We start from the raw sequence: 24,898 nt of genomic DNA on the forward strand, positions 1-24,898 counted from the left end.
CAGCCTATATGAGCATCAAATCCGACAAGTGGATCCGCCGCATGGCGGAACAGCACGCCATGATCGAGCCGTTCGCGCCCGGCCAGGTGCGGGAGCAGGACGGCCGCAAGATCGTCTCCTACGGCACGTCGAGCTACGGCTACGATATTCGCTGCGCGGACGAGTTCAAGATCTTCACCAATATCAACAGCACCATCGTCGATCCGAAGAACTTCGACGAGAAGTCCTTCGTGGACTTCAAGGGCGATGTCTGCATCATCCCGCCGAACTCGTTCGCGCTGGCCCGCACGATGGAGTACTTCCGCATTCCGCGCAGCGTGCTGACCATCTGCCTGGGCAAGAGCACGTACGCGCGCTGCGGCATTATCGTCAACGTGACCCCGTTTGAGCCGGAGTGGGAAGGCTACGTGACGCTGGAGTTCTCGAACACCACCCCGCTACCCGCCAAGATCTACGCCGGCGAGGGCTGCGCCCAGGTGCTGTTCTTCGAGAGCGACGAAATCTGCGAGACCTCGTACGCTGACCGCGGCGGCAAGTACCAGGGCCAGCACGGTGTCACATTGCCCAAGACCTGACCGCATTACAATGCCGGCGTCCGGACCGACGGCCGCCACTATTTGACGAAAGAGCCACATGACGCCGCCTGGAAGAACCTTCCGGCGGCCATGTGGCTCAAGTCTTTCCAAAGCCTTCTCATCAAGGATTGCCCGATGAAATTCCGCTTCCCCGTCATCATCATCGATGAAGACTTCCGCTCCGAGAACATTTCCGGCTCGGGCATCCGCGCGCTGGCAGAGGCCATCGAGCGCGAAGGCATGGAAGTGATGGGCTTGACCAGCTACGGCGACCTGACGTCGTTCGCCCAGCAGTCCAGCCGGGCATCGTCGTTCATCGTCTCGATCGACGACGACGAGTTCGTGCGCGCCGACGACCAGCCCGAAGCCGCCGCCATCGAGAAACTTCGCGCGTTCGTGAACGAAGTGCGCCGCCGTAATTCGGACCTGCCGATCTTCCTGTACGGCGAGACGCGCACCTCGCGCCATATCCCCAACGATATCCTGCGCGAGCTGCACGGCTTCATCCACATGTTCGAGGACACGCCCGAGTTCGTGGCGCGTCACATCATCCGCGAAGCCCGCGTCTACCTGGACACCCTGGCGCCGCCGTTCTTCAAGGCCCTGATCGCCTACGCGCAGGACAGCTCGTACTCGTGGCACTGCCCGGGACACTCGGGCGGCGTGGCGTTCCTGAAGAGCCCGGTGGGGCAGGTGTTCCACCAGTTCTTCGGCGAGAACATGCTGCGCGCCGACGTCTGCAACGCCGTGGACGAACTGGGCCAGCTGCTGGACCACACCGGCCCGGTGGCGGCGTCCGAGCGCAATGCCGCGCGGATCTTCAACTCGGACCACATGTACTTCGTGACCAACGGCACGTCGACCTCGAACAAGATGGTCTGGCACGCCAACGTGGCCCCGGGGGACATCGTGGTGGTGGACCGCAACTGCCACAAGTCGATCCTGCACGCGATCATGATGACTGGCGCGATTCCGGTGTTCCTGATGCCGACGCGCAACCACTACGGCATCATCGGCCCGATTCCGAAGAGCGAGTTCGACCCGGAGACGATCCGCCGCAAGATCGCCAACCACCCGTTCGCCAGCAAGGCCAAGAACCAGAAGCCGCGTATCCTGACGATCACCCAGGGCACCTACGACGGCGTGCTGTACAACGCCGAGCAGATCAAGGAGATGCTGGCGAGCGAGATCGACACGCTGCATTTCGACGAAGCCTGGCTGCCGCACGCCGCCTTCCACGACTTCTACCGCAACATGCACGCGATTGGCCGCGACCGCCCGCGCAGCAAGGACGCGCTGGTGTTCGCCACACAGTCCACCCACAAGCTGCTGGCAGGGCTGTCGCAGGCGTCCCAGATTCTGGTGCAGGACTCCGAGACCCGCAAGCTGGACCGCTACCGGTTCAACGAGGCCTACCTGATGCATACCTCGACGAGCCCGCAGTACTCGATCATCGCCTCGTGCGATGTGGCGGCGGCGATGATGGAAGCCCCCGGCGGCACCGCGCTGGTCGAGGAAAGCATCCAGGAGGCGATGGACTTCCGCCGTGCCATGCGCAAGGTGGAGGGCGACTACGAGGCCGGCAACAACGGCGACTGGTGGTTCAAGGTCTGGGGCCCGGACGCGCTGATCGAAGACGGCATCGGTGACCGCGAGGCCTGGATCCTGCAGGCCAACGAGCGCTGGCACGGCTTTGGCGACCTGGCCGACGGCTTCAACCTGCTCGACCCGATCAAGGCCACCCTGATCACCCCGGGGCTGGACGTGGACGGCGAGTTCAGCGAGCGCGGCATCCCGGCGGCCATCGTCACCAAGTACCTGGCCGAGCACGGCATCATCATCGAGAAGACGGGCCTGTACTCGTTCTTCATCATGTTCACCATCGGCATCACCAAGGGCCGCTGGAACTCGCTGGTCACTGAATTGCAACAATTCAAGGACGATTACGACCAGAACCAGCCGCTCTGGCGCGTGCTGCCGGAGTTCGTCGGCAAGTACCCGCAGTACGAGCGCATGGGCCTGCGTGATCTCTGCGACGCGATCCACAGCGTCTACAAGGCCAACGACGTGGCGCGTGTGACGACGGAGATGTACCTGTCGGACATGGAGCCGGCCATGAAGCCGTCCGACGCCTGGGCGATGATGGCCCACCGCGAGATCGAGCGCGTGCCTGTGGACGAACTGGAAGGCCGCGTCACCGCCATCCTGCTGACGCCGTACCCGCCGGGCATTCCGCTGCTGATTCCGGGCGAGCGCTTCAACCGGACCATCGTCCAGTACCTGAAGTTCGCGCGCGAGTTCAACAAGCTGTTCCCGGGCTTCGAGACAGACATCCACGGTCTGGTGGAAGACGACGTGGATGGCCAGAAGGCTTATTTTGTGGATTGCGTGAAGCAGTAAGCCGGGCCTCACTCGAACCAAGAAAGACGCCTCGCGATTGCGAGGCGTTTTTTTGTTGGCGTCCGTATCACTTCACTTTTTGTGGGTTCATTGCGGCGCAGGGCAACTTTTGATGGCGGCTTGAAACGCCTTGTCGTAGTCCACGTAGGTTTCGGGGTCGTAGGGTTCGATAGACAAGGTAAAGCCCTGAGTCTTGCCGTAATAGCTGAGAGATTGGCGAACTCTCACGCCCCATGACCGGCCAGCATGTTCGGCTATCAGGTCGAATATGTGAGCACTCAAGTCGCTGTGATCATCAAGTCCAGAGTAGAGATAGCGCAGATTCTTATACCAATGGGGAACGCTTGTAATGGCCGCTAGCGCCTCCTTGGCGGGTTGTTCATCCGCTTTCTTTAAGTATCCGCCCCAAATGTTGAATTCCTGGGTGTGCTCAAAATCGGAGAATGGAACTGGCAAAGGTTCGCGGCTGACCAGTCGGGAGTATTCGCAATCAAATACCCAGCGACCAGTCTTCACATAATCGTCAGCATAGACCACGACACCGTTACCAAAATCCGTCTTGTATACGCTCATTACCATTTTTAATCCGTTGTATCCAATAGCCACTAAAATGGCTGCTGCAATCCAGAAGATCTTACTTCGGAAGAAACTCAAATTGACCTCCTGGTACGCCAAAGGGTGTTTCGCCAGAGACTACGGGGTAAGTTGCGCCAATGATCTGATAGGTAAACTTCTGTTTCTCGTTGGATTCTTTCCGCTCCACGTCTAGTGCAACCCACTTCCTGCACCATTCTTCCGCAGGCAAGGCGTTATCGCTGCTCTTGCACAACCTGCCTAACTGGCGCTCTTCGAACGTCCCCCAGGTGTTCTTGTAATCCGACCTGCGAATATAGGCGCGCACCTTCACTCGCAAATGGTTAGCCAGCAATTGCGCCAGGCTTTCATTGGTTTGCGGAAAGAATTGGACACCTTCCTCGATCGGGTAATCCGGGCGATTGCCCATACCGGTCCGGCAGGCATAGCTGTCGACCCGTGCCGAGCTGGAGAACGCCGACTGGGAAATCTTCTGGCAGTTCAGCACATCGAGAGACATTCGCGCATCGTCGCCGAGCTGATAACCGAAAGCGATGCGTTGAGGCACGCCATGACTGAACAAGGACAGGCGCTCGATCGGCGACTGCTTCCGGTCCTTGCCATGGTTCAGATATTGAATCAGCGCATCGGCGCTCGTTACGCGAACAAGAGCCGCCCCATAGGCATCGGCCGACTTCGCCGCAGCTTCTAGCATGGCTTCGCTATACGCCGGCGTGAACAACACCAGCGTCCTTGTCGATGCGGCCTTGTGGCGCCTGAATTCGGCCAGCTCGCGCACGGCCTGACCGATAAACATCATCTTGTTACCTGAACCCCGGTCGTGCTGGCTCCCGGCGACCGCGATCCATTCGGGCGTCGATGAAGCGGCGATATTCCCGGGGCGCATCAACAATGCCCCCGCCATTGCGGCACGCTGCTCCAGATGCGGATCGGCCAATAGCGCGGCCATCAGCGATCGATTCACCAACCCACCCGGGTGCACGGCGCCCATCTTGGCAAAGTCGACGACGACATGGCTAGCCGTACCGCCCCAAAGGAAGCCTCCGGCCGTATCGAAGCTGCCTGAGGTGATGGTCCCGCCGTGAGTGGTCGGGCTGCCCGAATAGGCCAACGGCAAATTGCCGACGGTGATGGACGGAAAGCCTGCAGTCAGGACTGCACCGCAGGCGCAGGCGTCGCCAACGCGCGCGGCGCCAAAATGATTGACGTTGGAATCGGCGGAAGCGGATGTTATGGCTGAAGTGCCATGAATTGGGCAGAGATGCATATCGCCCAGTCGAGCGACAGGGAGCATGCATGTTTCCTCGTTGGCAGTTCGACGGAGAGCATCGACACTACCGAATCCACGCATGCCAACTATTGCTTTTGCTCAACTTGCTCCGCACCAAAAACAAAACCCCACACTCCGGAAAGTGTGGGGTTCGTCAGTGCGCCGCGACCTCGTGAAGGCGAGGCACACGCGTCAGCTGCGCACCGCTACTTTTTCTTCTCGAACTCGAACTCGAACTGCGGCGCGGCCGGTTCGCTGTCCTGCGACGGTGCTGGCAACTCCAACTGCCCACTGCCCGAGGCACCCGGCGCTGGTGCCCCCGGGGCCGGGGAGGCCGGTGCCGATGGCGCCGCAGGCTGGCGGGATTCCAGGTCGATACTCAGGTCACGCGTGATGCTGCGGTCCTGCTGGACCACCTTGCCGGTGCTGACCAGCCCCGGGAACACGATGATCAGCGCCACCATGACCAGCTGGATCACGACGAATGGCACCGCGCCCCAGTAGATGTCCGTGGTCTTGACCTCGCGCGGCGCCACCGAGCGCAGGTAGAACAGCGAGAAGCCGAACGGCGGGTGCATGAACGAGGTCTGCATGTTCACTGCCAGCAGCACGCCGAACCAGATCAGGTCGATGCCGAGCTTGTCCGCCACCGGGCCCACCAGCGGCACCAGGATGAACGCCAGCTCGAAGAAGTCCAGGAAGAACGCCAGCAGGAAGAACAGCACGTTCACCGCGATCAGGAAGCCGGTCTGGCCGCCCGGCAGCGCCGTCAGCAGGTGTTCCACCCAGAGGTGGCCGTCCACGCCATAGAACGTCAGCGAGAACACCCGGGCACCGATCAGGATGAAGATCACGAAGGCCGACAGCTTCAGCGTGGACTCCATCGCCTGCTTGGTCAGGCTCAGGTTCAGGCGTCCCTTGATCATCGCCAGCACCAGCGCGCCGAGTGCGCCCATGCCGCCGCCCTCGGTGGGGGTGGCAATGCCGAGGAAGATTGTGCCGAGCACCAGGAAGATCAGCGCGAGTGGCGGAATCAGCACAAACGTGACCTTTTCCGCCATGTTCGACAGCAGCTTCAGGTTCAGCGTCCTGTTGATTACCGCCACGACGAAGGCGAACAGGATGGCCGCGCCCACCGAAATCACCAGGCGTTCATCCAGCGGCGCCTCGGGCTTGTAGAGCTTGTCGACCGCCACGCCCACGGCGATGGACAGCACGGTCAGCACCAGCACCGAGCGCGAGCCGGTGGCCCCGCTGGACTCGCGGAAGGTGCGCGCCTCGATCGGCAGCGCCGGCGCGGCGGCCGGGCGGATCAGCGTCACCATCAGCACGTAAAGCATGTACAGGCCGGTCAGCACCAGGCCGGGCACGAACGCGCCCTTGTACATGTCGCCCACCGAGCGGCCGAGCTGGTCGGCCAGCACGATCAGCACCAGCGACGGCGGGATGATCTGCGCCAGCGTGCCGGACGCCGCGATCACGCCCGAGGCCAGCCGCTTGTCGTACTTGTACTTCAGCATCAGCGGCAGCGAGATCAGCCCCATCGAGATCACCGACGCCGCCACCACGCCCGTGGTGGCCGCCAGCAGCGCCCCGACGAAGATCACCGCGTAGGCCAGCCCGCCCCGGATCGGCCCGAACAGCTGGCCGATGGTATCGAGCAGGTCTTCGGCCATGCCTGACCGCTCCAGAATCAGCCCCATGAAGGTGAAGAACGGGATGGCGAGCAGGGTGTCATTCTCGATGATCCCGAACAGCCGGCTCGGCAGCGCCTGGAGCAGCGAGGGCGGCAGCATGCCCAGCTCGATGCCGACGAACGCGAACAGCAGCCCGTTGGCGGCCAGTGCGAAGGCAATCGGGAACCCGGACAGCAGGAATACGACCAGGCTGGCGAACATGATCGGCGCGATGTTCGCGGCAAGGAAATGCGTCATCGTGGCGACCTCTTATTGTTTTTCCGACCGGCCGGTCGATGCGGCCTGCGCGATGGCGGCGATTTCCTCGGCCGGATCGGTCGCATGCTTGCGGAACGCCGAGAACGGCAGCAGGCCCTTCAGGTAGGCGATGCGCTTGATCAGCTCGGAAATCCCTTGCAGGATCATCAGGAAGAAGCCCGCCACGATCAGGAACTTGGCGGGCCAGCGGATCAGGCCGCCGGCGTTACCTGACATCTCGTGCCCGGCATACGACAGCCAGAAGTACGGAATCGCCAGCCAGAGGATGATGCAGCAGATAGGCAGCAGGAAGAACAGCACGCCGAAGATGTCGATCCAGACCTGCTTGCGCTCGGACAGGTGGCCTGCCACCACGTCGATGCGCACGTGCTCGTCGCGACGCAGGGTGTAGGGCGCCCCGAGCAGGAAGACCCCCGCGAACAGGTACCACTGCATTTCGAGCCAGGCGTTGGAACTGACACTGAAGCTGTAGCGAATGATGGCGTTCCCGGCGCAGATCAGCACTGCGACCAGGATCAGCCATTTCGCCCACTGCCCGATGAAATCGTTCACGGCATCGATAAGCCGCGAGATTTTCATGAGGAAAGACATGTGATCGTCCTAATGGGTACTAAGGGGGCTACTAACGGGGATACGGGGGTGGCGCGTTAGTCTACGTCCTTCGATGCACGGCTTCGCTAGGGTGAATCCCCAGTTCGTCACATTTTTGCCGCGATTTGAGGCAGGGCGCATTGCGCGAATCCCCAAAATGGTGTGCGCGGGGCCTGCGGGAGGGAGAAAGCGGGGGAGGGCGAGGGTTGGGGCGGCAGGACAGCCGCCCCGGTGCTACGAACTTCGTCAGGTCCGGGGCGGACCGATCAGCTTTGCAGCGCAGCGCGGGCGGCCTTGATGGCAGCGCGCACCTGGGCCGGCGCCGTGCCGCCGATGTGATCGCGGGCGGCCACGGAGCCTTCCAGCGTCAGCACGGCGTGTACGTCGTCGCCGATCAGGCTGGACTTGTCGCCCAGGCCCGAGACCTCGCGCAGCTCGGCCACGGTGAGGTCGGCCAGGTCGCAGCGGCGGTCGTCGCAGGCGCGCACGGCGTGGGCCACGGCCTCGTGGGCGTCACGGAACGGCAGGCCGCGCTTGACCAGGTAGTCGGCCAGGTCGGTGGCCGTGGCGTAGCCCTGCAGCGCGGCGGCGCGCATGGCCTCCGGCTTCACGGTGATGCCCGGCACCATGTCGGCAAAGATGCGCAGCGTGTCCACCACGGTGTCCACCGTGTCGAACAGCGGTTCCTTGTCTTCCTGGTTGTCCTTGTTGTACGCCAGCGGCTGGCCCTTCATCAGCGTCAGCAGGCCGATCAGGTGGCCGTTCACGCGGCCGGTCTTGCCACGGGCGAGTTCGGGCACGTCCGGGTTCTTCTTCTGCGGCATGATCGAGCTGCCCGTGCAGAAGCGGTCGGCAATGTCGATGAAGCCGACGCGCGGGCTCATCCACAGCACCAGTTCTTCGGAAAAACGCGAGACGTGCGTCATCACCAGCGCGGCGGCGGCGCAGAATTCGATGGCGAAGTCGCGATCGGACACGGCATCGAGCGAATTGCGGCAAACGCCGTCGAAACCGAGCTGGGACGCCACGAACTCCCGGTCGATCGGGTAGCTCGTGCCGGCCAGCGCGGCGGCGCCCAGCGGCAGGCGGTTGACGCGTTTTCGGCAATCGGCCATGCGCTCGGTGTCGCGCGTGAACATTTCCACATAGGCCAGCAGATGGTGGCCGAAGGTGACCGGCTGGGCCACCTGGAGGTGGGTGAAGCCGGGCAGGATGGTGTCGGCGTTCTGTTCGGCCAGGTCCAGCAGCGCGCCGCGCAGGGCGCCCAGCAGGCCGATGATGTTGTCGATCTCGCTGCGCAGCCACAGGCGGATATCGGTGGCCACCTGGTCATTGCGCGAGCGGCCCGTGTGCAGGCGCTTGCCGGCGTCGCCAACCAGCGCGGTCAGGCGGGCTTCGATATTCAGGTGGACGTCCTCGAGGTCGAGCTTCCACTCGAACGCGCCGGACTCGATCTCGCCACGGATCTGCGTCATGCCACGCTCGATCTCGGCGCGGTCCGCCTCGGCGATGATGCCTTGCTTGGCCAGCATGGCCGCATGGGCCAGCGACCCCGCGATGTCGAACAGCGCCAGGCGCTTGTCGAAGAAGACCGATGCGGTGTAGCGCTTCACCAGGTCGGACATCGGTTCGGAGAAGCGGGCGGACCAGGCTTCGCCTTTCTTGGCAAGTTGGGAGGTCATGGCAGGTGGGGCAGGCGGAAAATCGGAAACCGCGATTATATCGCCTTGATGCGGGCGAAACCGGCTTGTCGGTACCTCCCCCTGCCAGGAAGGCACGGGGAGGCAACCGGCGTATACATCACATTCGGTCAGCCGCTGTTGCGCAGCCCGGCCGCCACGCCGTTGATGGTCAGGTGGATGCCGCGCCGCACGCGCACGTCGTCACCGTCCTTGCCGGCCCGGTAGCGCTTGAGCAGTTCCACCTGCAAGTGGTTCAGCGGGTCCAGGTAGGCAAAGCGGTTCTTGATCGAGCGCGCCAGCAGCGGGTTGTCGGCCAGCCGTTCGTGGCGGCCGGTGATCAGCGCGAGCATGTCGCTGGTCAGGTGCCACTCGGCGCTGATGCGCGCGAACACGCTCTTGCGCAGCGCGGTGTCCTCGCACAGCTGCGCGTAGCGGGAGGCCACGGCGAGGTCGGTCTTGGCCAGCACCATGTCCATGTTCGAGAGCAGCGTCGAGAAGAACGGCCAGCTCTTGACCATGCGGCGCAGCGTGGCCACCGTGGCCTTGCGCGATTTCTCGTCCGGCGCCTCGTCCACCAGCGCCTTGACCGCGCTGCCGAAGCCGAACCAGCCCGGGAGCAGCAGCCGGCACTGGCCCCAGGAGAAGCCCCAGGGAATCGCGCGGAGATCCTCGATCTTGCGGTTCTTCTTGTCCATCAGCTTGCGCGAGGCCGGCCGCGAACCCAGGTTCAGGTCGGCGATCTCGGTGATCGGCGTGGTGGCGAAGAAGTAATCCTTGAAGCCCGGGGTCTCGTAGACCAGGGCGCGGTAGGCGGTGAAGGCACGGTCGGACAGCTGCTGCATCACGCCCTCGAACGACTCCAGGTCCTTCGGCGCGTTCTGCGTGGGCAGCAGCGAGGCCTCCAGCGTGGCCGCCACCACGGTTTCCAGGTTGCGCCGGCCGATTTCGGCATTGGCGAACTTGCTGTTGATGATCTCGCCCTGCTCGGTCAGCCGGATCTGGCCGTTCACGGTGCCGGGCGGCTGCGACAGGATGGCCTGGTAGGTCGGCCCGCCCCCGCGCCCCACGGTGCCGCCGCGGCCATGGAACAGCCGCAGCTTCACGCGGCGGGCCTCGAACAGCTTCACCAGCGCCAGTTCGGCCTTGTACAGCTCCCAGTTCGAAGTCAGGAAGCCGCCGTCCTTGTTCGAATCCGAATAGCCGAGCATCACCTCCTGTTCCACGCCATGGTGGGCGATGACCGAGTCGAAGCCGGGCAGGTCCAGCAGCGACTGCATGATGCCGGCCGCGTTGCGCAAGTCCTCGATGGTTTCGAACAGCGGGATGACCATCAGCTCCATGCGCGCCGGATCGGTCTTGCTGCCGAGCGTGCCGCGCAGCATGCCGGACTCTTTCTGGAGCAGCATGACCTCGATCAGGTCAGACAGCGTTTCGGTATGCGAAATGATGTAGTTGCGGGCCACGCGCTTGCCGTAGCGGGCGCGCAGGTCGCGCGCCATGGCGAAGATCGCCAGCTCGCTGCGCGTCTGCTCGGAATACTCGTGCCACGGCATGGTCAGCAGGCGCGGCTGGCGCAGCTCGGCCAGCAGCAGTTCGCGCTTGCGGGCCTCGGGCAGCGCGGCATAGTCGCGCTCCACGCCGGCGGCGGCGAACAGTTCGGCGATCACGGCCTCGTGGACGTCGGACACCTGGCGCATGTCCACCGAGGCCAGGTGGAAGCCGAAGATGGCGATGGCGCGCTGGAGTGCGTCGATGCGCGCCTGGGCCAGCGCCACGCCGTGGTGGGTGCGCAGGGAATCCATCACGACCTGCACATCGGCGGCGAATGCCTCGGCGTTGTCGTACGGCGCCACGTCTGCCACCGGGTGGCGCTGGGCCTCGTGGCCGGTGAGCTTCTGCGAGGTGGCGGCCAGCCGTGCGTACATGCCGATCAGTGCGCGGCGGTACGGCTCGTCGGAACGGTGGTCGGAATGGTCCGGCGAGGCATCGGCCAGCGCGATCAGCTCGGGGCTGACATCCACCATCAGCGACGACATCGACAACTCCGCGCCCAGCGCGTGCAGTTCGTCGAGATACCACCCCATGATCAGCTGCGATTGCTCGCGCGCGGCGTGCTGAAGCGTCTCTGAAGTCACATTCGGGTTGCCGTCACGGTCGCCGCCAATCCACGAGCCCATCTGCAGGAACGGGGCGAGCGGTGCCGGCGCGGTGCCGGCCTTGCCCTTCTTGCTGGTCGGGAACACGGCGGCGATGTCTTCCTCCATCTCGGCCATCAGGCGCGGAATGCCGTGCAGGAAGGTGGTGCGGTAATAGGAGAGGGCGTTCTCGATCTCGTCCACCACCATCAGGCGGTTGTTGCGCAGCATGCGGGTCTGCCAGAGCGTGGTCACGCGGGCGCGCAGTTGCGCCGTGTTGTGGTCGCGCTCGCGGGCGGTCATCGGCAGGTCGCGCTCGGCCAGCAGGCGGGCGATTTCGCGTTCGGCGTCGAGAATGCTCTTGCGCTGCACCTCGGTCGGGTGGGCGGTCAGCACGGGCACGATCAGCGCTTCGTCGAGGAACTTGCGCAGCTGCTTGCCGGTGACGCCGGCGGCGTCGATGGCTTCCAGCGCGCGGGCCAGGCTGCCCGGCTGCGGCGGCGAGCCGGCCAGCGCATGCACGCGGCGGCGGCGATTGTGGTGCTGGTCCTCGGCGATATTGGCCAGGTGCGAGAAATAGCTGAAGGCGCGCACCACCTGATTGGTCTGGTCGCGCGACAGCCGCTTGAGCAGGCGGTCCAGCTCGGCGCCGGCGGCGCGGTCGTTCTCGCGGCGGAAGCGCACGGCGGTCTGGCGAATCGTCTCAACCAGATCGAACGCGGCCTCGCCTTCCTGCTCGCGCACGCAGTCGCCCAGCAGGCGGCCCAGGAAGCGGATGTCCTCGCGCAGCGGCAGGTCCTTGTCGGCGGTACGGCGCGCGGGCGAGGCCACGGCGGCGATGGCCGCATCGGCGACCGTCGCGCCATTGGCGGCCACCACGGCCAGCTTGGAACGGGCGGCGCGCGGCTTCGCCGGGGCGGCGGAAGTGCCTTTCGCTTCACGCGGAACGGGGTTTGACTTGGTGGACTTGCGGGCAGGGGTGGTACGGGTGCGGCCCGATGGGCGCGCGACGGGCTGGGTCATGCAGTCATCTCCTCTGTCTTTTATAGGGTGCCGGTCGCCTTGAAGGCGCCCTGGTCATGTCCGATGCACAGCGAAGCGATTTCTGGCGCATTCCGGGGCCTGAGGCCGCCGGGGTGCGTGCTAACATGCGCGCATGCAAGCACCTGCGTCTCCGTCTTCTTCGTCCGCTGCCGTATCCCGCAGCATGCCGCACAAGCTCGTGATCGCCTCGCGCGAAAGCCGGCTGGCGATGTGGCAGGCTGAACATGTACGTGCTGCGTTGCAACAATACTATCCCTCGTGCGATGTGTCTATTCTCGGCATGACGACAAGGGGTGATCAAATTCTCGACAAGTCCCTGTCCAAGGTAGGCGGCAAGGGGCTCTTCGTGAAGGAACTGGAGGTGGCGATGGCCGAGGGCCGCGCCGACCTTGCCGTGCATTCTCTCAAGGATGTGCCGATGGAGCTGCCCGCCGGCTTCGCGCTCACCGCCGTGATGGAACGCGAAGACCCGCGCGACGCGCTGGTCTCGTCGCAGTTCGCCTCGCTGGACGTGATGCCGCCCGGCACCGTGGTTGGCACGTCGAGCCTGCGCCGCGAGGCCGCCCTGCGCACCCGCTATCCCCATCTGGTCATCAAGCCGCTGCGTGGCAACCTCGACACTCGCCTGCGCAAGCTGGACGCCGGTGAATTCGGCGCGATCATCCTGGCTGCGGCCGGGCTGAAGCGGCTGGGGCTGGGCGAGCGAATCCGCGCGCTGATCGAGCCGGAGGCCTCGCTGCCTGCGGCCGGACAGGGCGCGCTGGGCATCGAGATCCGTTCCGATCGCCCCGAACTGGCCGCGTGGCTGGCGCCGCTGAACCATACCCCGACGCTGCTGGCGGTGTCGGCCGAGCGCGCCGTGTCGCGCCGGCTGGGCGGCAGCTGCCAGGTGCCGCTGGGCGCCCATGCCCGCTGGCGTGGCGATGCCCTGCAACTCGATGCCTTCGTGGCGCTGCCGGACGGCAGCCGCGACGTGCGTGCGCACGCAGCCCTCGCGGTGGACACCCTGGACGCAGCCGAGCAGCTCGGCGCGGCGGTGGCCGGCGACCTGCTCGCGCGCGGCGCCGAAGACGTGCTGGCGGCGCTTGCTGCGGCGGGTCCGACCTGAGGCGCGCGCGATGCCCCGCCCGACCGTCGTAGTTACGCGACCTGCCGGGCAGTCCCGGCAACTGACCGAGGCGCTCCAGTCCGCCGGACTGGACGTGCTCGGCTTCCCCCTGCTCGCCATCGGCCCGCCTGCCGACGACGCCGCGCTGCGTGCGGCGCTGGCCCGGCTCGCCGACTATGCGCTGGTGGTCTTCGTCAGCCCCAATGCGGTGTCGTTCGCGCTCGATGCGCTGGCGCACGTGCAGAACGCGCCGGCGCTGCCGCAATGGCCGGCCGAGGTGCCAGTGGCCGTGGTGGGGCCGTCGAGCGTGGCCGCGCTGGCCGAACGCGGCATTGCCGCGCCCGCCTATCGTGTGATTGCCCCGGCCGGGGCGCATGGCAACGCCGAAATCCACAACGAACCGGCGCGCTTCGATTCCGAGGCGCTCTGGTCCGAACTCGACACCACACCCGGCGCGTTCTCGGGCCAGCGCGTGCTGATCGTACGGGGGAACGGCGGGCGCGACTGGCTCGGCGACCGCCTGCGCGATGCCGGCGCCACCGTCGATGCCGTGGAGGCTTACAGCCGCACGCTGCCGGAACCCACGGCCATGCAATGGCAGGCCGTGCGCGACAACCTGAAACCGGGCGCGCCGCCCTGCGCATGGCTGTTGACCAGTTCCGAAGCCGTGCGCAACCTCGACGCGCTGGCCCGCTTGCATCTGTCGCCGCAGGAACACGAGCGTCTGAAGCAGATGCAGTGCATTGCGCCGCATGCGAGAATTGCCGCGCAGGCGAACGCGCTGGGCTTCGCCCATGTGCTGCCCGCCGCGCCCGGCGACGCCGGCCTGCTGGCCGCCTGCACGCAGTGGGCCGATGCCCACGCGGGGCCGGCGGAGGCGCTGGCCCGCCCAGATACATCCGACACCCCGGTGGTGGCCGTCGCCCCGACGCCAGCCCCGCGCGCGCCGGTTCCAGATTCCCCGTCAACGAAGGTTGATCGCGTGACGCCAGACACTACGTCCTCCTCCTCATCAGCCTCCGCAGCCGCCGCGGCATCGGCCCCGCCGCCGCACGTTGCGCCGCCCACAGGCGCTGCCGCCAGTGCTCCCGCTGGCTCCGCTGCCCCCGCCTTCAGCGCACCGCGCCGCATGAACCCGTGGTGGATCGTCGCCGCCGTGATCGTGCTGGCCACCGCGGCGGGCTTCTGGTGGCTGCAACTGCGCGTGGAACACCTGACCCAGGAGCTGGCGCGGCGCCAGCAGAACAACGACGCGCTGGTCCAGGAGACCCGGGTGCTGTCGCGCAACGCGCAGGAAACGGTTAAGGAACTCCAGGCCAAGGTCGGCGCGCTGGACGGCCAGGTGGTCGAGACCCGCGACAAGCAGGTGGCGCTCGAACAGGTCTACCAGGACCTGATGCGCAACCGTGACGACTGGGAGATCGCCGAGATCCAGCAGTTGCTGACCAACGCCGGCCAGCAGCTTCAGCTCAGCGGCAACGTGCAGGTGGCGCTGGCTGCGCTGCAAAGTGCCGACGCCCGGCTCGCGCGCGCCGACAAGCCGCAGTACAACCAGCTGCGCCGGGCCCTCGCGCGCGACATCGCCCGCATGAAGGCCGTGCCGGATACCGACCTGACCGGCGCCGCGATCAAGCTCGATGAATCAATCAACCAGATCGACGTGCTGCCCCTGCTGTCCGGTGAGCGCATGCTCGACCGCACGCCGGGCGAGAGTGGCAAGCCGGCCAGTGCGGCGCAAGCATCACAAAATGCCCAGCCGGCGCCCGAAGCCGGCAACGCCTTCACCCGCCTCTGGCACTACGTGCTGGGCGAGATGGGGCAGGTGATCCGCATCCGCAAGGTGGACGACGCCAACGCGCTGCTGCTCTCCGGCGACCAGGGCTGGTTCCTGCGCGAGAACGTGAAGCTGCGGCTGCTCAACGCGCGGCTGGCGCTGCTGTCGCGCAACGAGCCGGTATTCCGCAATGACCTCGCCGCCGCCCAGGCGCTGATTTCAAGATATTTCGATACCCGCTCGCGCCGCGTGCAGGGCGTGCTGACCCTGCTCAAGCAGGCGCAGGCCAGCGCGGTCTCGGTGTCGCTGCCGACCATGGCCGAGAGCCTTGGCGCGCTGCGTGCCCTGAAGAAGGAGTAGCCATGCGACTTCTGTTCTGGGTAGCGGTCCTGTTCGCCGGCGCCGTCGGGCTGGCGCTGTTCACGCAGTTCAACCACAGCAACGTGGTGCTCTTCTACCCGCCGTACCGGGTGGAAATGTCGCTGAATCTCACGCTGGCGCTGCTGTTGCTGCTGTTCTTCGTGGTGTGGACGATCCTGACCACGTTCCGCCACCTCTCCGAAATGCCGCGCCGCGCCGCCGCTTACCGCGAACGCAGCCGCATGAGCAAGGCGCAGGCCGCGCTGCGCGAGTCGATCGAAAACCTGTTTGCCGGACGTTTCGCCCGGGCCGAGCGCGCCGCGCGCGACGCCCAGGCCTGGCCGGAACAGGCGCAGACCGCCGCCCTGGTGGGCGCGCGGGCCGCGCACCGGATGCAGGAATCGGAACGCCGCGACGCGTGGATGGCGCAGGTCACGGACCCCGAGCGCGCCCAGGCGCGGCTGGTTTCCATGGCCGAACTGCTGGTCGATGCCCGTGACGCCGAGGGCGCGCTGGAAACCATCGCCCAATTGCAGTCACAGGGTGGGCGGCAGATCCACGTGCAACGGATTGCGCTGCGTGCGCACCAGCATCTGAAGAACTGGACGGAGGTCCTGCGGCTGGCGCGCTCGCTGGAGAAGCGCAACGCGCTGCACCCGGTGCTGGCGCTGCGGCTCAAGCAGCTTGCCGTGGAGGCGATGCTCGACGAGCGTCGCCATGACGCGGAAGGGCTGTACCACTTCTGGCGCTCGCTGTCGCCCGATGAGCGGCACGCGGTGCGCATCGCCGAGCCGGCGGCGCGCTACTTTTCGGCGCTGGGCCGCCAGAACGAGGCGCGGCGCATTGTCGAGGAAGCGCTCCGGGTCAACTGGGACAGCCGCCTCGTGCAGCGCTACGCCGAATGCGCCGAGCGCGGCAAGGCCCTGCCGCAGATCCAGCAGGCCGAGAAATGGCTGACCGAACATCCGGTCGATGCGGATTTGTACTACACGCTGGGCGTGCTGTGCCTGGGCGAGCAGCTCTGGGGCAAGGCCCAGTCGAACTTCGAGCGCGCGTTGAAGTACGCCGATCCCGAATCGCAACGCCGCCTGCGCGTGCGCACCCACCTGGCGCTGGCCCGGCTGTTCGAGGAAACCGAACGCCCCGAGGATGCCCAACGGCATTATCGGGAAAGTGCGATGTTGGCGGCCTGAGCCGCCAACCCACCCAGTTCTCTCGCCGGTCTCTCTCAGTTCTCTCTCAGTTCTCTTCTTCGGCCAGCTTTGCCCGGGCGGCCGCCTTCGCCTTCGGCGTCTTGACCACCGCGTAGCGCGCCAGCGTCTCTTGCCGGGCGATGTCGTGCTGCACGATCGGCCTCGGATAATTCTCACCCAGCTTCACGCCCGCCGCCGCCAGCACATCGTCTGGCGCGGTCCACGGCGCGTGGAGGTACTTGTCCGGCAGGCTGGCCAGTTGCGGCAGGTACTTGCGGATGAACTTCCCGTCCGGATCGAACTTTTCCGATTGCGTGACCGGGTTGAAGATCCGGAAGTAGGGCTGCGCATCGCAGCCCGTGGAGGCCGCCCACTGCCAGCCGCCGTTGTTGGCTGCGAAGTCGAAATCGTTGAGCTGGTCGGCGAAATACTGCTCGCCGCGCCGCCAGTCCACACCCAGATCCTTGACCAGGAAGCTTGCCGTCACCATCCGCAGCCGGTTGTGCATATAGCCGCTCTGGCGGATCTGGCGCATCGCCGCGTCCACCAGCGGATAGCCGGTGGCGGCATCGCACCATGCCTGGAAGTAGCCCTCGCCGGTCTGCGGGGCGACCCAGCGCAGGCCGTCGTACTCGGGGTGGAACGACTTGCCGTCGGCCACGCGCGGGTGGTGATGCAGGATCATGAAGTAGAAGTCGCGCCAGATCAGTTCCGATAGCCATACCGCCGCCCCGGCGCTGGCGGCGCCGCCGCGCAGCACGGTTTCGTGGGCGGCGCGGGCCAGGGTGCGGATCGAGATCGTGCCGAAGCGCAGGTGCACGGACAGGTAGCTCGGCCCGCGCAGCGCAGGGAAGTCGCGGCGCTGGCCGTAGTCGCCGATCCGGGCCAGGAATTCGTCGAACAGCGCATGGGCGCCGTCCGAGCCGGTCGGCATGGCGATCTCGGCGAGGTTGCTGGGCGCGAAGCCGAGTTCGGCCAGCGTGGGCAGGTCCCGGGCATACCGTGCCGGCACCGGGGCCAGCGCGCGGCGGTACTTATCCACAGGGTAGGGGCGCAGGTCGAACGGCTGCACCGTGCGCAGCCACGCGTTCTTGTAGGGCGTGAACACGGCGAATGGCGCGCCCTGGCCGTTCAGGACCTCGTCGGCCTCGAAGATGACCTGATCCTTGAAGGTGAACAGGAGGCGGGCGTCGGCGGCCAGCGCGTCGCGCACGGCGGCATCGCGGGCGTTGGCGGACGGTTCGTAGTCGTGGTTGGCGAACACCGCCTCGGCTTCCAGGGCGGCCGCGAGTTGCGGGATCGCCTCGCGCGCCATGGCATCGAGCACGATCAGACCGCCGCCCCATTGGCTCAACGCCGCGTGCAGCGGGGCCAGCGAGCGCAGGATGAAGTCGACGCGCCGGTCCGCCTGGAGGCCCCGTTCCAGCAGGGAATCGAGGATCTCGCGGTCGAAGACAAACACGCACCATACCTGTCGGCAGTGCTTAAGGGCATAATGCAGCGCCGCGTGGTCGTCGGCGCGCAGGTCGCGCCGGAACCAGACCAGGCCGCGTTCGAAGCGTTGGTCGACACGATACGGCGCGCGGCCGGCGGCATCCGCTGATTGGGGCTGGGACGATCTTGGCATCGTCGTACCCTAACATATGGATACCCCGGCATCACATCCGCATTTCAGAGCATTCCCATGGCCATGACACTCGATCGAATTCTGCAATCCCAAGGCTTCGGCACGCGCCGTTATTGTGGCGACCTCGTGGCCGCCGGGCTGGTCGAGGTCAACGGCGAGCTATGCGAAGACCCCGGCGCACGCTTCGAGGTGGATGGCCTGCAGCTCACCGTGGACGGCGAGGCGTGGCTGGCCTGCACCAAGGCCTACCTGATGCTCCACAAGCCCGCCGGCTATGAGTGCTCGCAGCGGCCGCGCCACCACGAGAGCGTCTACAACCTGCTGCCGGTACCGCTGCGCCAGCGCGAAGTGCAGGCCGTGGGCCGGCTCGATCACGACACCACGGGCCTGCTGTTGCTGACGGACGACGGCCAGTTCATCCACGCCCAGACCTCGCCCAAGCGCAAGGTGCCGAAGTTCTACGAGGTGACCACGGCCGAGCCGGTAACCGAGGCGCAGGCCGAGGCACTGCGCACCGGCGTGAAACTCGACGACGAACCGGCCCCGATCGCCGCCGAAGGCTGCGAAATCACCGGCGAACGCAGCCTGCGACTGACCCTGATCCAGGGCAAGTACCATCAGGTGAAACGCATGGTGGCCGCCGCCGGCAACCACGTGAGCGGGCTGCACCGGAGCGCCATCGGCCGCCTGCAGCTCGACCCGGCACTGGCGCCGGGCGAATGGCGCTGGCTCACGGCGGAAGACCTTGCCGCGCTGAAGCCGGCCGACTGACGGGCCGTATCGACGAACCTCCGGTGACGGATGCTGCGCAGGCCGGCAGAAAGTTTCGGGCCGACCGGCGGCGATTTGATAAAATGCAGCCATGGCGACGCCCGAAGCTCCAATCAATCTCACGAATCAGTTCCTGATTGCCATGCCCGGCATGGCCGACCCGACTTTTTCGGGTTCCGTGGTCTACCTTTGCGAGCACAACGAACGTGGCGCGCTCGGCCTGGTCATCAACCGGCCGATCGATATCGACATGGCCACGCTGTTCGACAAGATCGATCTCAAGCTCGAAATCCAGCCCGTGGCCCATCAGCCGGTCTACTTCGGCGGCCCGGTGCAGACCGAGCGCGGCTTCGTGCTGCACGATCCGGTTGGTGTCTATGTGTCGTCGCTGGCGGTGCCGGGTGGGCTCGAGATGACTACCTCCAAGGACGTGCTCGAAGCCGTGGCCAACGGCAGCGGGCCGCACCGCTTCCTGCTCACGCTGGGCTATGCCGGCTGGGGCGCCGGGCAGTTGGAGGAAGAACTGAGCCGTAACGGCTGGCTGACCGTCCAGGCCGATCCCGAGATCATTTTCAGTGTGCCGCCCGAAGAGCGGTTCGCCGCCGCAGTGCGCCTGCTGGGCATAGATTTCACGATGCTCTCGGGCGAGGCGGGGCATGCCTGACCAGGCGGGGCGCGCGACGCCCCCGGACGGCACCGTCCTCGCCTTCGACTATGGCGAGAAAAAAATCGGCGTGGCGCTTGGCAATTTCATCACCCGGCAGGCTCGCGCGCTGACCATTCTTCCCAATGTGACCGTGGAAGGCCGCTTCGAGGCCGTGGGCGCGCTGGTGCGCGACTGGACCCCGGTGCAGTTCGTGGTGGGCATGCCGGTCAACCCCGAAGCCGGCCCCGACGACGCCGAACAAGCTTCCATGCGACTTGCACGCCGCTTTGGCAACCAGTTGAACGGCCGTTTCGACCTGCCGGTGGCCTTTGTGGATGAGCGCTACAGCTCCCGCGCGGCCGCCATGGCTGGGGCGAAGCGCGGCGCGCTGGACGCCGAGGCCGCCCGCATCATCCTGCAACAGTATTTCGACGAGCTTCCGCTATGACCCAGACCTCCACTCCCGACGCCGAGGCGCTCTACCACGCGCTGCGCGACCAGGCCCAGGCGCTGATGCCGGCGGCCGAGCGCGCCAAGTGGTCCGTGGCCGGCATCTACTCCGGCGGCGCCTGGATTGCCGAGCGCCTGGCAGCGGACCTGAAGCTCGACAGCCACGGCGTGATCAACGTGGCCTTCCACCGCGACGACTACGCCAAGAAGGGCCTGCACAGCCAGGCCCAGCCGACCACGCTGCCCTTCGACGTGCAGGACCGCAACATCCTGCTGATTGACGATGTGCTGGCCACGGGCCGCACGATCCGCGCCGCCGTGAACGAATTGTTCGACTACGGCCGCCCGGGGCGCGTGGCGCTGGCGGTGCTGGCGGACCGTGGCGGCCGCAACCTGCCGATTGCCGCCGACTTTGCCGCGGCCACCATCGAACTGCCCCAAGACAAGACCCTGGTGCTGTCCCGCCAGGGCGAGGGTGCCGCCACGCGCTTCGCCTTCGCCACCGAAGCCCGTGCCTGACCGGCCCCGACCCGATACGCCGCAAGCCACCCAGACCGACCCTGCCCGCGCCCGACCTGCCATGACCAAGATGTTCCGCAACCCGCAGCTGACCAAGAATGGCGAACTGAAGCACCTGTTGTCGATCGAGGGGCTGTCGCGTGACATGATCACGCACATCCTCGACACCGCCAGCCAGTTCGTCTCGCTCTCCGACTCGGACCGCGACGTGAAGAAGGTGCCGCTGCTGCGCGGCAAGAGCGTGTTCAACCTGTTCTTCGAGAACTCCACGCGGACGCGCACCACGTTCGAGATTGCCGCCAAGCGGCTCTCCGCCGACGTGCTGAACCTGAACATCAACGCGTCATCCACCAGCAAGGGCGAATCGCTGCTGGACACGATCAACAACCTCTCGGCGATGTCCGCCGACATGTTCGTCGTGCGCCACGCCAGCTCGGGCGCGCCGTACTTGATCGCCGAGCACGTGGCGCCGCACGTCCACGTGATCAACGCCGGCGACGGCCGCCACGCACACCCGACGCAGGGTTTGCTGGATATGTACACGATTCGGCACTTCAAGAAGGATTTCACCAACCTGACGGTGGCGATCATCGGCGACATCCTGCATTCGCGGGTGGCGCGCTCGGACATCCACGCGCTGACCACGCTCGGCGTGCCGGAAGTGCGCGCGATCGGGCCGCGCACGTTGCTGCCGTCCGGGCTGGAGCAGATGGGCGTGCGCGTCTTCCACAATATGGAAGAGGGCCTGAAGGGCGTGGACGTGGTGATCATGCTGCGCCTGCAGAACGAGCGGATGAGCGGCGCGCTGCTGCCGTCCGCGCAGGAATACTTCAAGGCGTACGGGCTGACGCCGGAGCGGCTGGCGCTGGCCAAGCCCGATGCCATCGTCATGCACCCGGGACCGATGAACCGCGGCGTGGAGATCGACTCCGCCGTGGCCGATGGCTCCCAATCGGTGATCCTGAACCAGGTGACTTTCGGCATCGCCGTGCGCATGGCCGTCATGGGCATCGTCGCCGGTAACAACGACTAAGACGCGCCTCCCAGAACAACCGAACGCCAAGCGACAGAACATGAAGATTCACATCCAGGGTGGCCGCCTGATCGACCCGGCCGCGAACCTCGACGCCGAGCAGGACCTGTTTATCGCCGCCGGCAAGGTCGTCGGCGTAGGCCGCGCGCCGGCCGACTTCAACGCCAACAAGACCATCGACGCCCGCGGGTTGATCGTCTGCCCGGGGCTGGTGGACCTCTCTGCGCGGCTGCGCGAGCCCGGTTATGAATACAAGGCGACGCTGGAGTCCGAAGTGGCCGCCGCCACCGCCGGCGGCGTGACGAGCCTGGTCTGCCCGCCCGACACCGACCCGGTGCTGGACGAGCCCGGCCTGGTGGAAATGCTGAAGTTCCGCGCCCGCACGCTCAACCAGACCCACGTCTACCCGCTGGGCGCGCTGACGCTGGGCCTCAAGGGCGAGATCCTGACCGAGATGGGCCAGTTGACCGAGGCGGGCTGCGTCGGCTTCAGCCAGGCCGAGATGCCGATCCGCAACACCCAGGTGCTGCTGCGCGCGATGCAGTACGCGCAGACCTTCGGCTACACGGTGTGGCTGCGTCCCGAGGACCCGTTCCTCGGCGGCGGGGTGGCGGCGAGTGGCGCGGTGGCGTCGCGGCTGGGCCTCTCGGGCGTGTCGGTGATCGCCGAGACCGTGCGCCTGCATACGATCTTCGAACTGATGCGCACCACGGGCGCGCGCGTGCACCTGTGCCGGCTGTCGTCGGCTGCCGGCCTGGAACTGGTGCGGCAGGCGCGCAAGGAAGGGCTGAGGGTGTCGTGCGACGTCAACATGCATCATGTGGCGCTGACCGACATGGACATCGGCTTCTTCAATAGCCAGATGCGCTTCTCGCCGCCGCTGCGCAGCGCGCGGGACCGGGATGCCATCATCGCCGCGCTGGCCGATGGCACCATCGACGCGCTGTGCTCGGATCACACCCCGGTGGACGACGACGAGAAGCTGCTGCCATTCGACGAGGCTTCGCCCGGTGCCACCGGCCTGGAACTGCTGCTGCCGCTGACGCTGCGCTGGGCCAACGAGCACAAGGTGCCGCTGGTGAAGGCGCTGGCGCGCATCACGAGCGAGCCGGCCCGCGTGATCGGCCTTGGTGCCGGCACGCTGGCCACCGGCAGCGCGGCCGATGTCTGCGTGTTCGACCCGAAACAGGTGTGGAAGGTGGAGCGTAGCGCGCTGAAGAGCCAGGGCAAGAACTCGCCGTGGCTCGGCTACGAGATGGAAGGGCGCGTGCGCATGACACTGGTTGGTGGCCAGATCGTGCACGAAGCGCGCTGATCTGCGCGGATCTTCGTCGATCACTATCATCTGAGAGCCCCTGCGATGATCTGGTTACGCAAGACGCGGCTGATCCTGCTGATGCTGCGCGGCATGCTGATCTGCGCCACGGTGTTCCCGTGGGCCAGCGTGGCGATGCGCGAGCGGCTGATCCGCAACTGGTCGCGCAAGCTGCTGAAGCTGTGCGGCGTGGAGGTGGAAGTGCAGGGCCTGGCGCCCGGCCAGGCCGCGCCGCGTGGCGCGATGATGGTGGCGAATCACATTTCCTGGCTCGATATTTATGTGATTCATAGCTGGCATCCGGCGCGCTTCGTGGCGAAGTCCGAGATCCGGAGCTGGCCGGTCGTTGGCTGGCTATGCGAGAAGACCGGCACGATCTTCATCGAGCGTGGACGCAAACGCGACGCGCACCGGGTGCTCCATCACATCACCGAGGTGATGCGCGATGGTGACTTGGTGTGCGTGTTCCCGGAGGGGACGACGACGGATGGGACGGAGGTGCTGCCGTTCCATGCGAATTTGATGCAGGCGCCGGTTTCGGGCGGGTTGCCGGTGCAGCCTGTGGGGCTGCGGTATCTGGACGCGGCCACCGGCGAGCCGACGGCGGCGCCGGCGTATATCGGCGATTTGTCGTTGCTGGATTCGCTCGACATGATATTGCGGTCGCCGCCGATCAAGGCGCGGCTGACGCTTGGGCCGCAGCTGATGGCGCAGTCGGCGAGTCGGCGGGAGCTGGCGGAGTCTGCGCGGGAAGTGGTGGTTCACCTCGCGCAGGGGACGCCGGAGGCCGCCATCGCCGTGGCCGACCGGCTTCACCAGCCGGCGCTGGCGCTGGCGCCGGTAACCGCTGCCATGAACTGAGGCTCAGGGCTTCCCCGCTGGCGCGGGGCTGACGGCCTCAGGCGAGCGGATCAGAATACTGCGGGCAATCGACCTGGACGATGGTCCGGTCCGCCGGAGCGGAGGCGAGGCGGACAGCCGTCAGCTTGCCACCCCAGACGCAACCGGTATCGAGCGCCATGAGGTTGGGCCGCGTCACCAGTCCGAGCGTGGACCAGTGGCCGCAGACCACGGTGACATCGGCGGTACGGCGGCCGGGCACATCGAACCAGGGCATGACGCCGTTTGGCGCGCCGCCCGGACTTTCCTTGGTTTTGAGATCCATGACCCCGTCCGCGGAACAGAAGCGGAGACGGGTGAGGGCGTTCACGACCACGCGATGGCGGTGGATGCCGGTCAGGTCGTCTTGCCAGCGGTCCGCGGCGTTGCCGAAGACATTGCCGAGGAAGTCTTGCCAGTTGGGGCCTTGGAGCTCGGCTTCGACCTCGCTGGCCAAGTCGACGACCTGGCGGGCGGTCCATTGCGGCAGCACGCCGGCGTGGACGATCAGGAAGTTATCTTCCAGGATCGCCAAGGGCTGATTGCGCAGCCAGGTGAGTAAGTCATCACAATCGGGCGCGGCGAGGATGTCGTCTAGCGTGTCGGACTTGCTCTTCTTGCGTACGCCGGCGGCGACGGCAAGCAGGTGGATGTCGTGGTTGCCGAGGACGGTCCGGGCGCGCGGGACCATGTCCTTGACCATGCGAAGCGTCTCCAGCGAAGCCGGGCCCCGGTTCACGAGGTCGCCGACGAAGCGCAGCGGCGCGGTGGACGGAAGCTGGGCGAGGAGAGGCGTCAGGGACGGCGCGCAGCCCTGGAGGTCGCCGATGGCAAACGGGATAGACGTTGGAGCGGGATTTTTGAGCATCTGTGAAGGGTGTCACGGAAATAGAGGCATGTCTGCATTTCCGCGTAATCGTTTTCGCCGAAGGTTACAAGAGGCTACAAAAAGTTGAGGGTCGGGCCAGAGCGGGGCA

20 protein-coding genes are annotated in these 24,898 nt (G+C 66.1%); 12 read left to right on the forward strand and 8 right to left on the reverse strand.

Features of this window, described 5'->3' with window-relative positions; genetic code table 11:
- Positions 1 to 8 precede the first annotated feature (8 nt).
- Together dcd and SB751_RS05955 are read left to right on the forward strand one after the other, a co-directional pair.
- Positions 9 to 575, forward strand: coding sequence for a dCTP deaminase (gene dcd, locus SB751_RS05950; RefSeq protein ID WP_144197960.1), 567 nt, complete (start codon positions 9 to 11; stop codon positions 573 to 575).
- A gap of 135 nt (positions 576 to 710) precedes the next feature.
- Positions 711 to 2,975, forward strand: a complete 2,265-nt coding sequence (locus SB751_RS05955; RefSeq protein WP_149135359.1) for an arginine/lysine/ornithine decarboxylase — start codon at positions 711 to 713, stop codon at positions 2,973 to 2,975.
- Between the two features lie 87 nt (positions 2,976 to 3,062).
- Here SB751_RS05955 and SB751_RS05960 read toward each other — a convergent pair whose 3' ends face one another.
- The 6 genes from SB751_RS05960 to ppc form a co-directional block, all read right to left on the reverse strand.
- Positions 3,063 to 3,629, reverse strand: a complete 567-nt coding sequence (locus SB751_RS05960; protein ID WP_410747849.1) for a hypothetical protein — start codon at positions 3,627 to 3,629, stop codon at positions 3,063 to 3,065.
- The gene (locus SB751_RS05965) at positions 3,610 to 4,863 is read right to left on the reverse strand and encodes a PAAR domain-containing protein (protein WP_410747850.1); all 1,254 of its coding nucleotides are present in this window, start codon (positions 4,861 to 4,863) and stop codon (positions 3,610 to 3,612) included. The genes SB751_RS05960 and SB751_RS05965 overlap by 20 nt, the downstream gene beginning before the upstream one ends.
- A 182-nt stretch (positions 4,864 to 5,045) precedes the next feature.
- Positions 5,046 to 6,773: a TRAP transporter large permease gene (locus SB751_RS05970; RefSeq protein ID WP_410747851.1), complete on the reverse strand. Its 1,728-nt coding sequence runs from the start codon at positions 6,771 to 6,773 to the stop codon at positions 5,046 to 5,048.
- A 12-nt stretch (positions 6,774 to 6,785) separates the two neighbouring features.
- Complete coding sequence (locus tag SB751_RS05975) at positions 6,786 to 7,385, reverse strand: TRAP transporter small permease subunit (RefSeq protein WP_144197967.1); 600 nt, start codon at positions 7,383 to 7,385, stop codon at positions 6,786 to 6,788.
- Between the two features lie 266 nt (positions 7,386 to 7,651).
- A complete protein-coding gene (gene argH, locus SB751_RS05980; RefSeq protein ID WP_149135361.1) occupies positions 7,652 to 9,067 on the reverse strand; it encodes an argininosuccinate lyase in 1,416 nt (471 codons plus the stop codon).
- Positions 9,068 to 9,195: 128 nt separating this feature from the next.
- Positions 9,196 to 12,225, reverse strand: coding sequence for a phosphoenolpyruvate carboxylase (gene ppc / locus SB751_RS05985; RefSeq protein ID WP_250024757.1), 3,030 nt, complete (start codon positions 12,223 to 12,225; stop codon positions 9,196 to 9,198).
- Between the two features lie 133 nt (positions 12,226 to 12,358).
- Between ppc and hemC the strand changes: the two genes are divergently transcribed.
- The 3 genes from hemC to SB751_RS06000 are packed head-to-tail and all read left to right on the forward strand — an operon-like array spanning position 12,359 to position 16,681.
- The gene (gene hemC / locus SB751_RS05990) at positions 12,359 to 13,354 is read left to right on the forward strand and encodes a hydroxymethylbilane synthase (protein ID WP_144197970.1); all 996 of its coding nucleotides are present in this window, start codon (positions 12,359 to 12,361) and stop codon (positions 13,352 to 13,354) included.
- A 10-nt stretch (positions 13,355 to 13,364) separates the two neighbouring features.
- Complete coding sequence (hemDX, locus tag SB751_RS05995) at positions 13,365 to 15,488, forward strand: fused uroporphyrinogen-III synthase HemD/membrane protein HemX (protein ID WP_144197971.1); 2,124 nt, start codon at positions 13,365 to 13,367, stop codon at positions 15,486 to 15,488.
- A 2-nt stretch (positions 15,489 to 15,490) separates the two neighbouring features.
- A complete protein-coding gene (locus tag SB751_RS06000) occupies positions 15,491 to 16,681 on the forward strand; it encodes a heme biosynthesis protein HemY (protein WP_144197972.1) in 1,191 nt (396 codons plus the stop codon).
- A 46-nt stretch (positions 16,682 to 16,727) separates the two neighbouring features.
- Here SB751_RS06000 and SB751_RS06005 read toward each other — a convergent pair whose 3' ends face one another.
- The gene (locus SB751_RS06005) at positions 16,728 to 18,308 is read right to left on the reverse strand and encodes a cryptochrome/photolyase family protein (protein ID WP_144197973.1); all 1,581 of its coding nucleotides are present in this window, start codon (positions 18,306 to 18,308) and stop codon (positions 16,728 to 16,730) included.
- Between the two features lie 63 nt (positions 18,309 to 18,371).
- Between SB751_RS06005 and SB751_RS06010 the strand changes: the two genes are divergently transcribed.
- From SB751_RS06010 to SB751_RS06040, 7 genes are all read left to right on the forward strand, one after another.
- A complete protein-coding gene (locus SB751_RS06010; RefSeq protein WP_144197974.1) occupies positions 18,372 to 19,079 on the forward strand; it encodes a pseudouridine synthase in 708 nt (235 codons plus the stop codon).
- Positions 19,080 to 19,170: 91 nt separating this feature from the next.
- Positions 19,171 to 19,743: a YqgE/AlgH family protein gene (locus SB751_RS06015; protein WP_092290645.1), complete on the forward strand. Its 573-nt coding sequence runs from the start codon at positions 19,171 to 19,173 to the stop codon at positions 19,741 to 19,743.
- The gene (gene ruvX / locus SB751_RS06020) at positions 19,736 to 20,173 is read left to right on the forward strand and encodes a Holliday junction resolvase RuvX (protein ID WP_144197975.1); all 438 of its coding nucleotides are present in this window, start codon (positions 19,736 to 19,738) and stop codon (positions 20,171 to 20,173) included. The genes SB751_RS06015 and ruvX overlap by 8 nt, the downstream gene beginning before the upstream one ends.
- Positions 20,170 to 20,694: a bifunctional pyr operon transcriptional regulator/uracil phosphoribosyltransferase PyrR gene (gene pyrR, locus SB751_RS06025; protein WP_144197976.1), complete on the forward strand. Its 525-nt coding sequence runs from the start codon at positions 20,170 to 20,172 to the stop codon at positions 20,692 to 20,694. Before ruvX ends, pyrR begins: the two co-directional genes overlap by 4 nt.
- A 61-nt stretch (positions 20,695 to 20,755) precedes the next feature.
- Positions 20,756 to 21,727: an aspartate carbamoyltransferase catalytic subunit gene (locus SB751_RS06030; RefSeq protein ID WP_092290639.1), complete on the forward strand. Its 972-nt coding sequence runs from the start codon at positions 20,756 to 20,758 to the stop codon at positions 21,725 to 21,727.
- A gap of 40 nt (positions 21,728 to 21,767) precedes the next feature.
- A complete protein-coding gene (locus SB751_RS06035) occupies positions 21,768 to 23,042 on the forward strand; it encodes a dihydroorotase (protein ID WP_144197977.1) in 1,275 nt (424 codons plus the stop codon).
- Between the two features lie 45 nt (positions 23,043 to 23,087).
- On the forward strand, positions 23,088 to 23,903 hold the full coding sequence (locus SB751_RS06040) for a lysophospholipid acyltransferase family protein (protein ID WP_313818591.1): 816 nt from the start codon (positions 23,088 to 23,090) through the stop codon (positions 23,901 to 23,903).
- A gap of 37 nt (positions 23,904 to 23,940) precedes the next feature.
- Here SB751_RS06040 and SB751_RS06045 read toward each other — a convergent pair whose 3' ends face one another.
- Positions 23,941 to 24,789 carry a symmetrical bis(5'-nucleosyl)-tetraphosphatase gene (locus tag SB751_RS06045; protein ID WP_410747852.1) on the reverse strand — a complete coding sequence of 283 codons (849 nt, stop codon included), beginning with the start codon at positions 24,787 to 24,789 and terminating at the stop codon, positions 23,941 to 23,943.
- Positions 24,790 to 24,898 lie beyond the last annotated feature (109 nt).

It is taken from the genome of Cupriavidus sp. SIMBA_020 (genome assembly GCF_046535395.1).
In the GTDB taxonomy this organism is placed as follows: domain Bacteria; phylum Pseudomonadota; class Gammaproteobacteria; order Burkholderiales; family Burkholderiaceae; genus Cupriavidus; species Cupriavidus campinensis.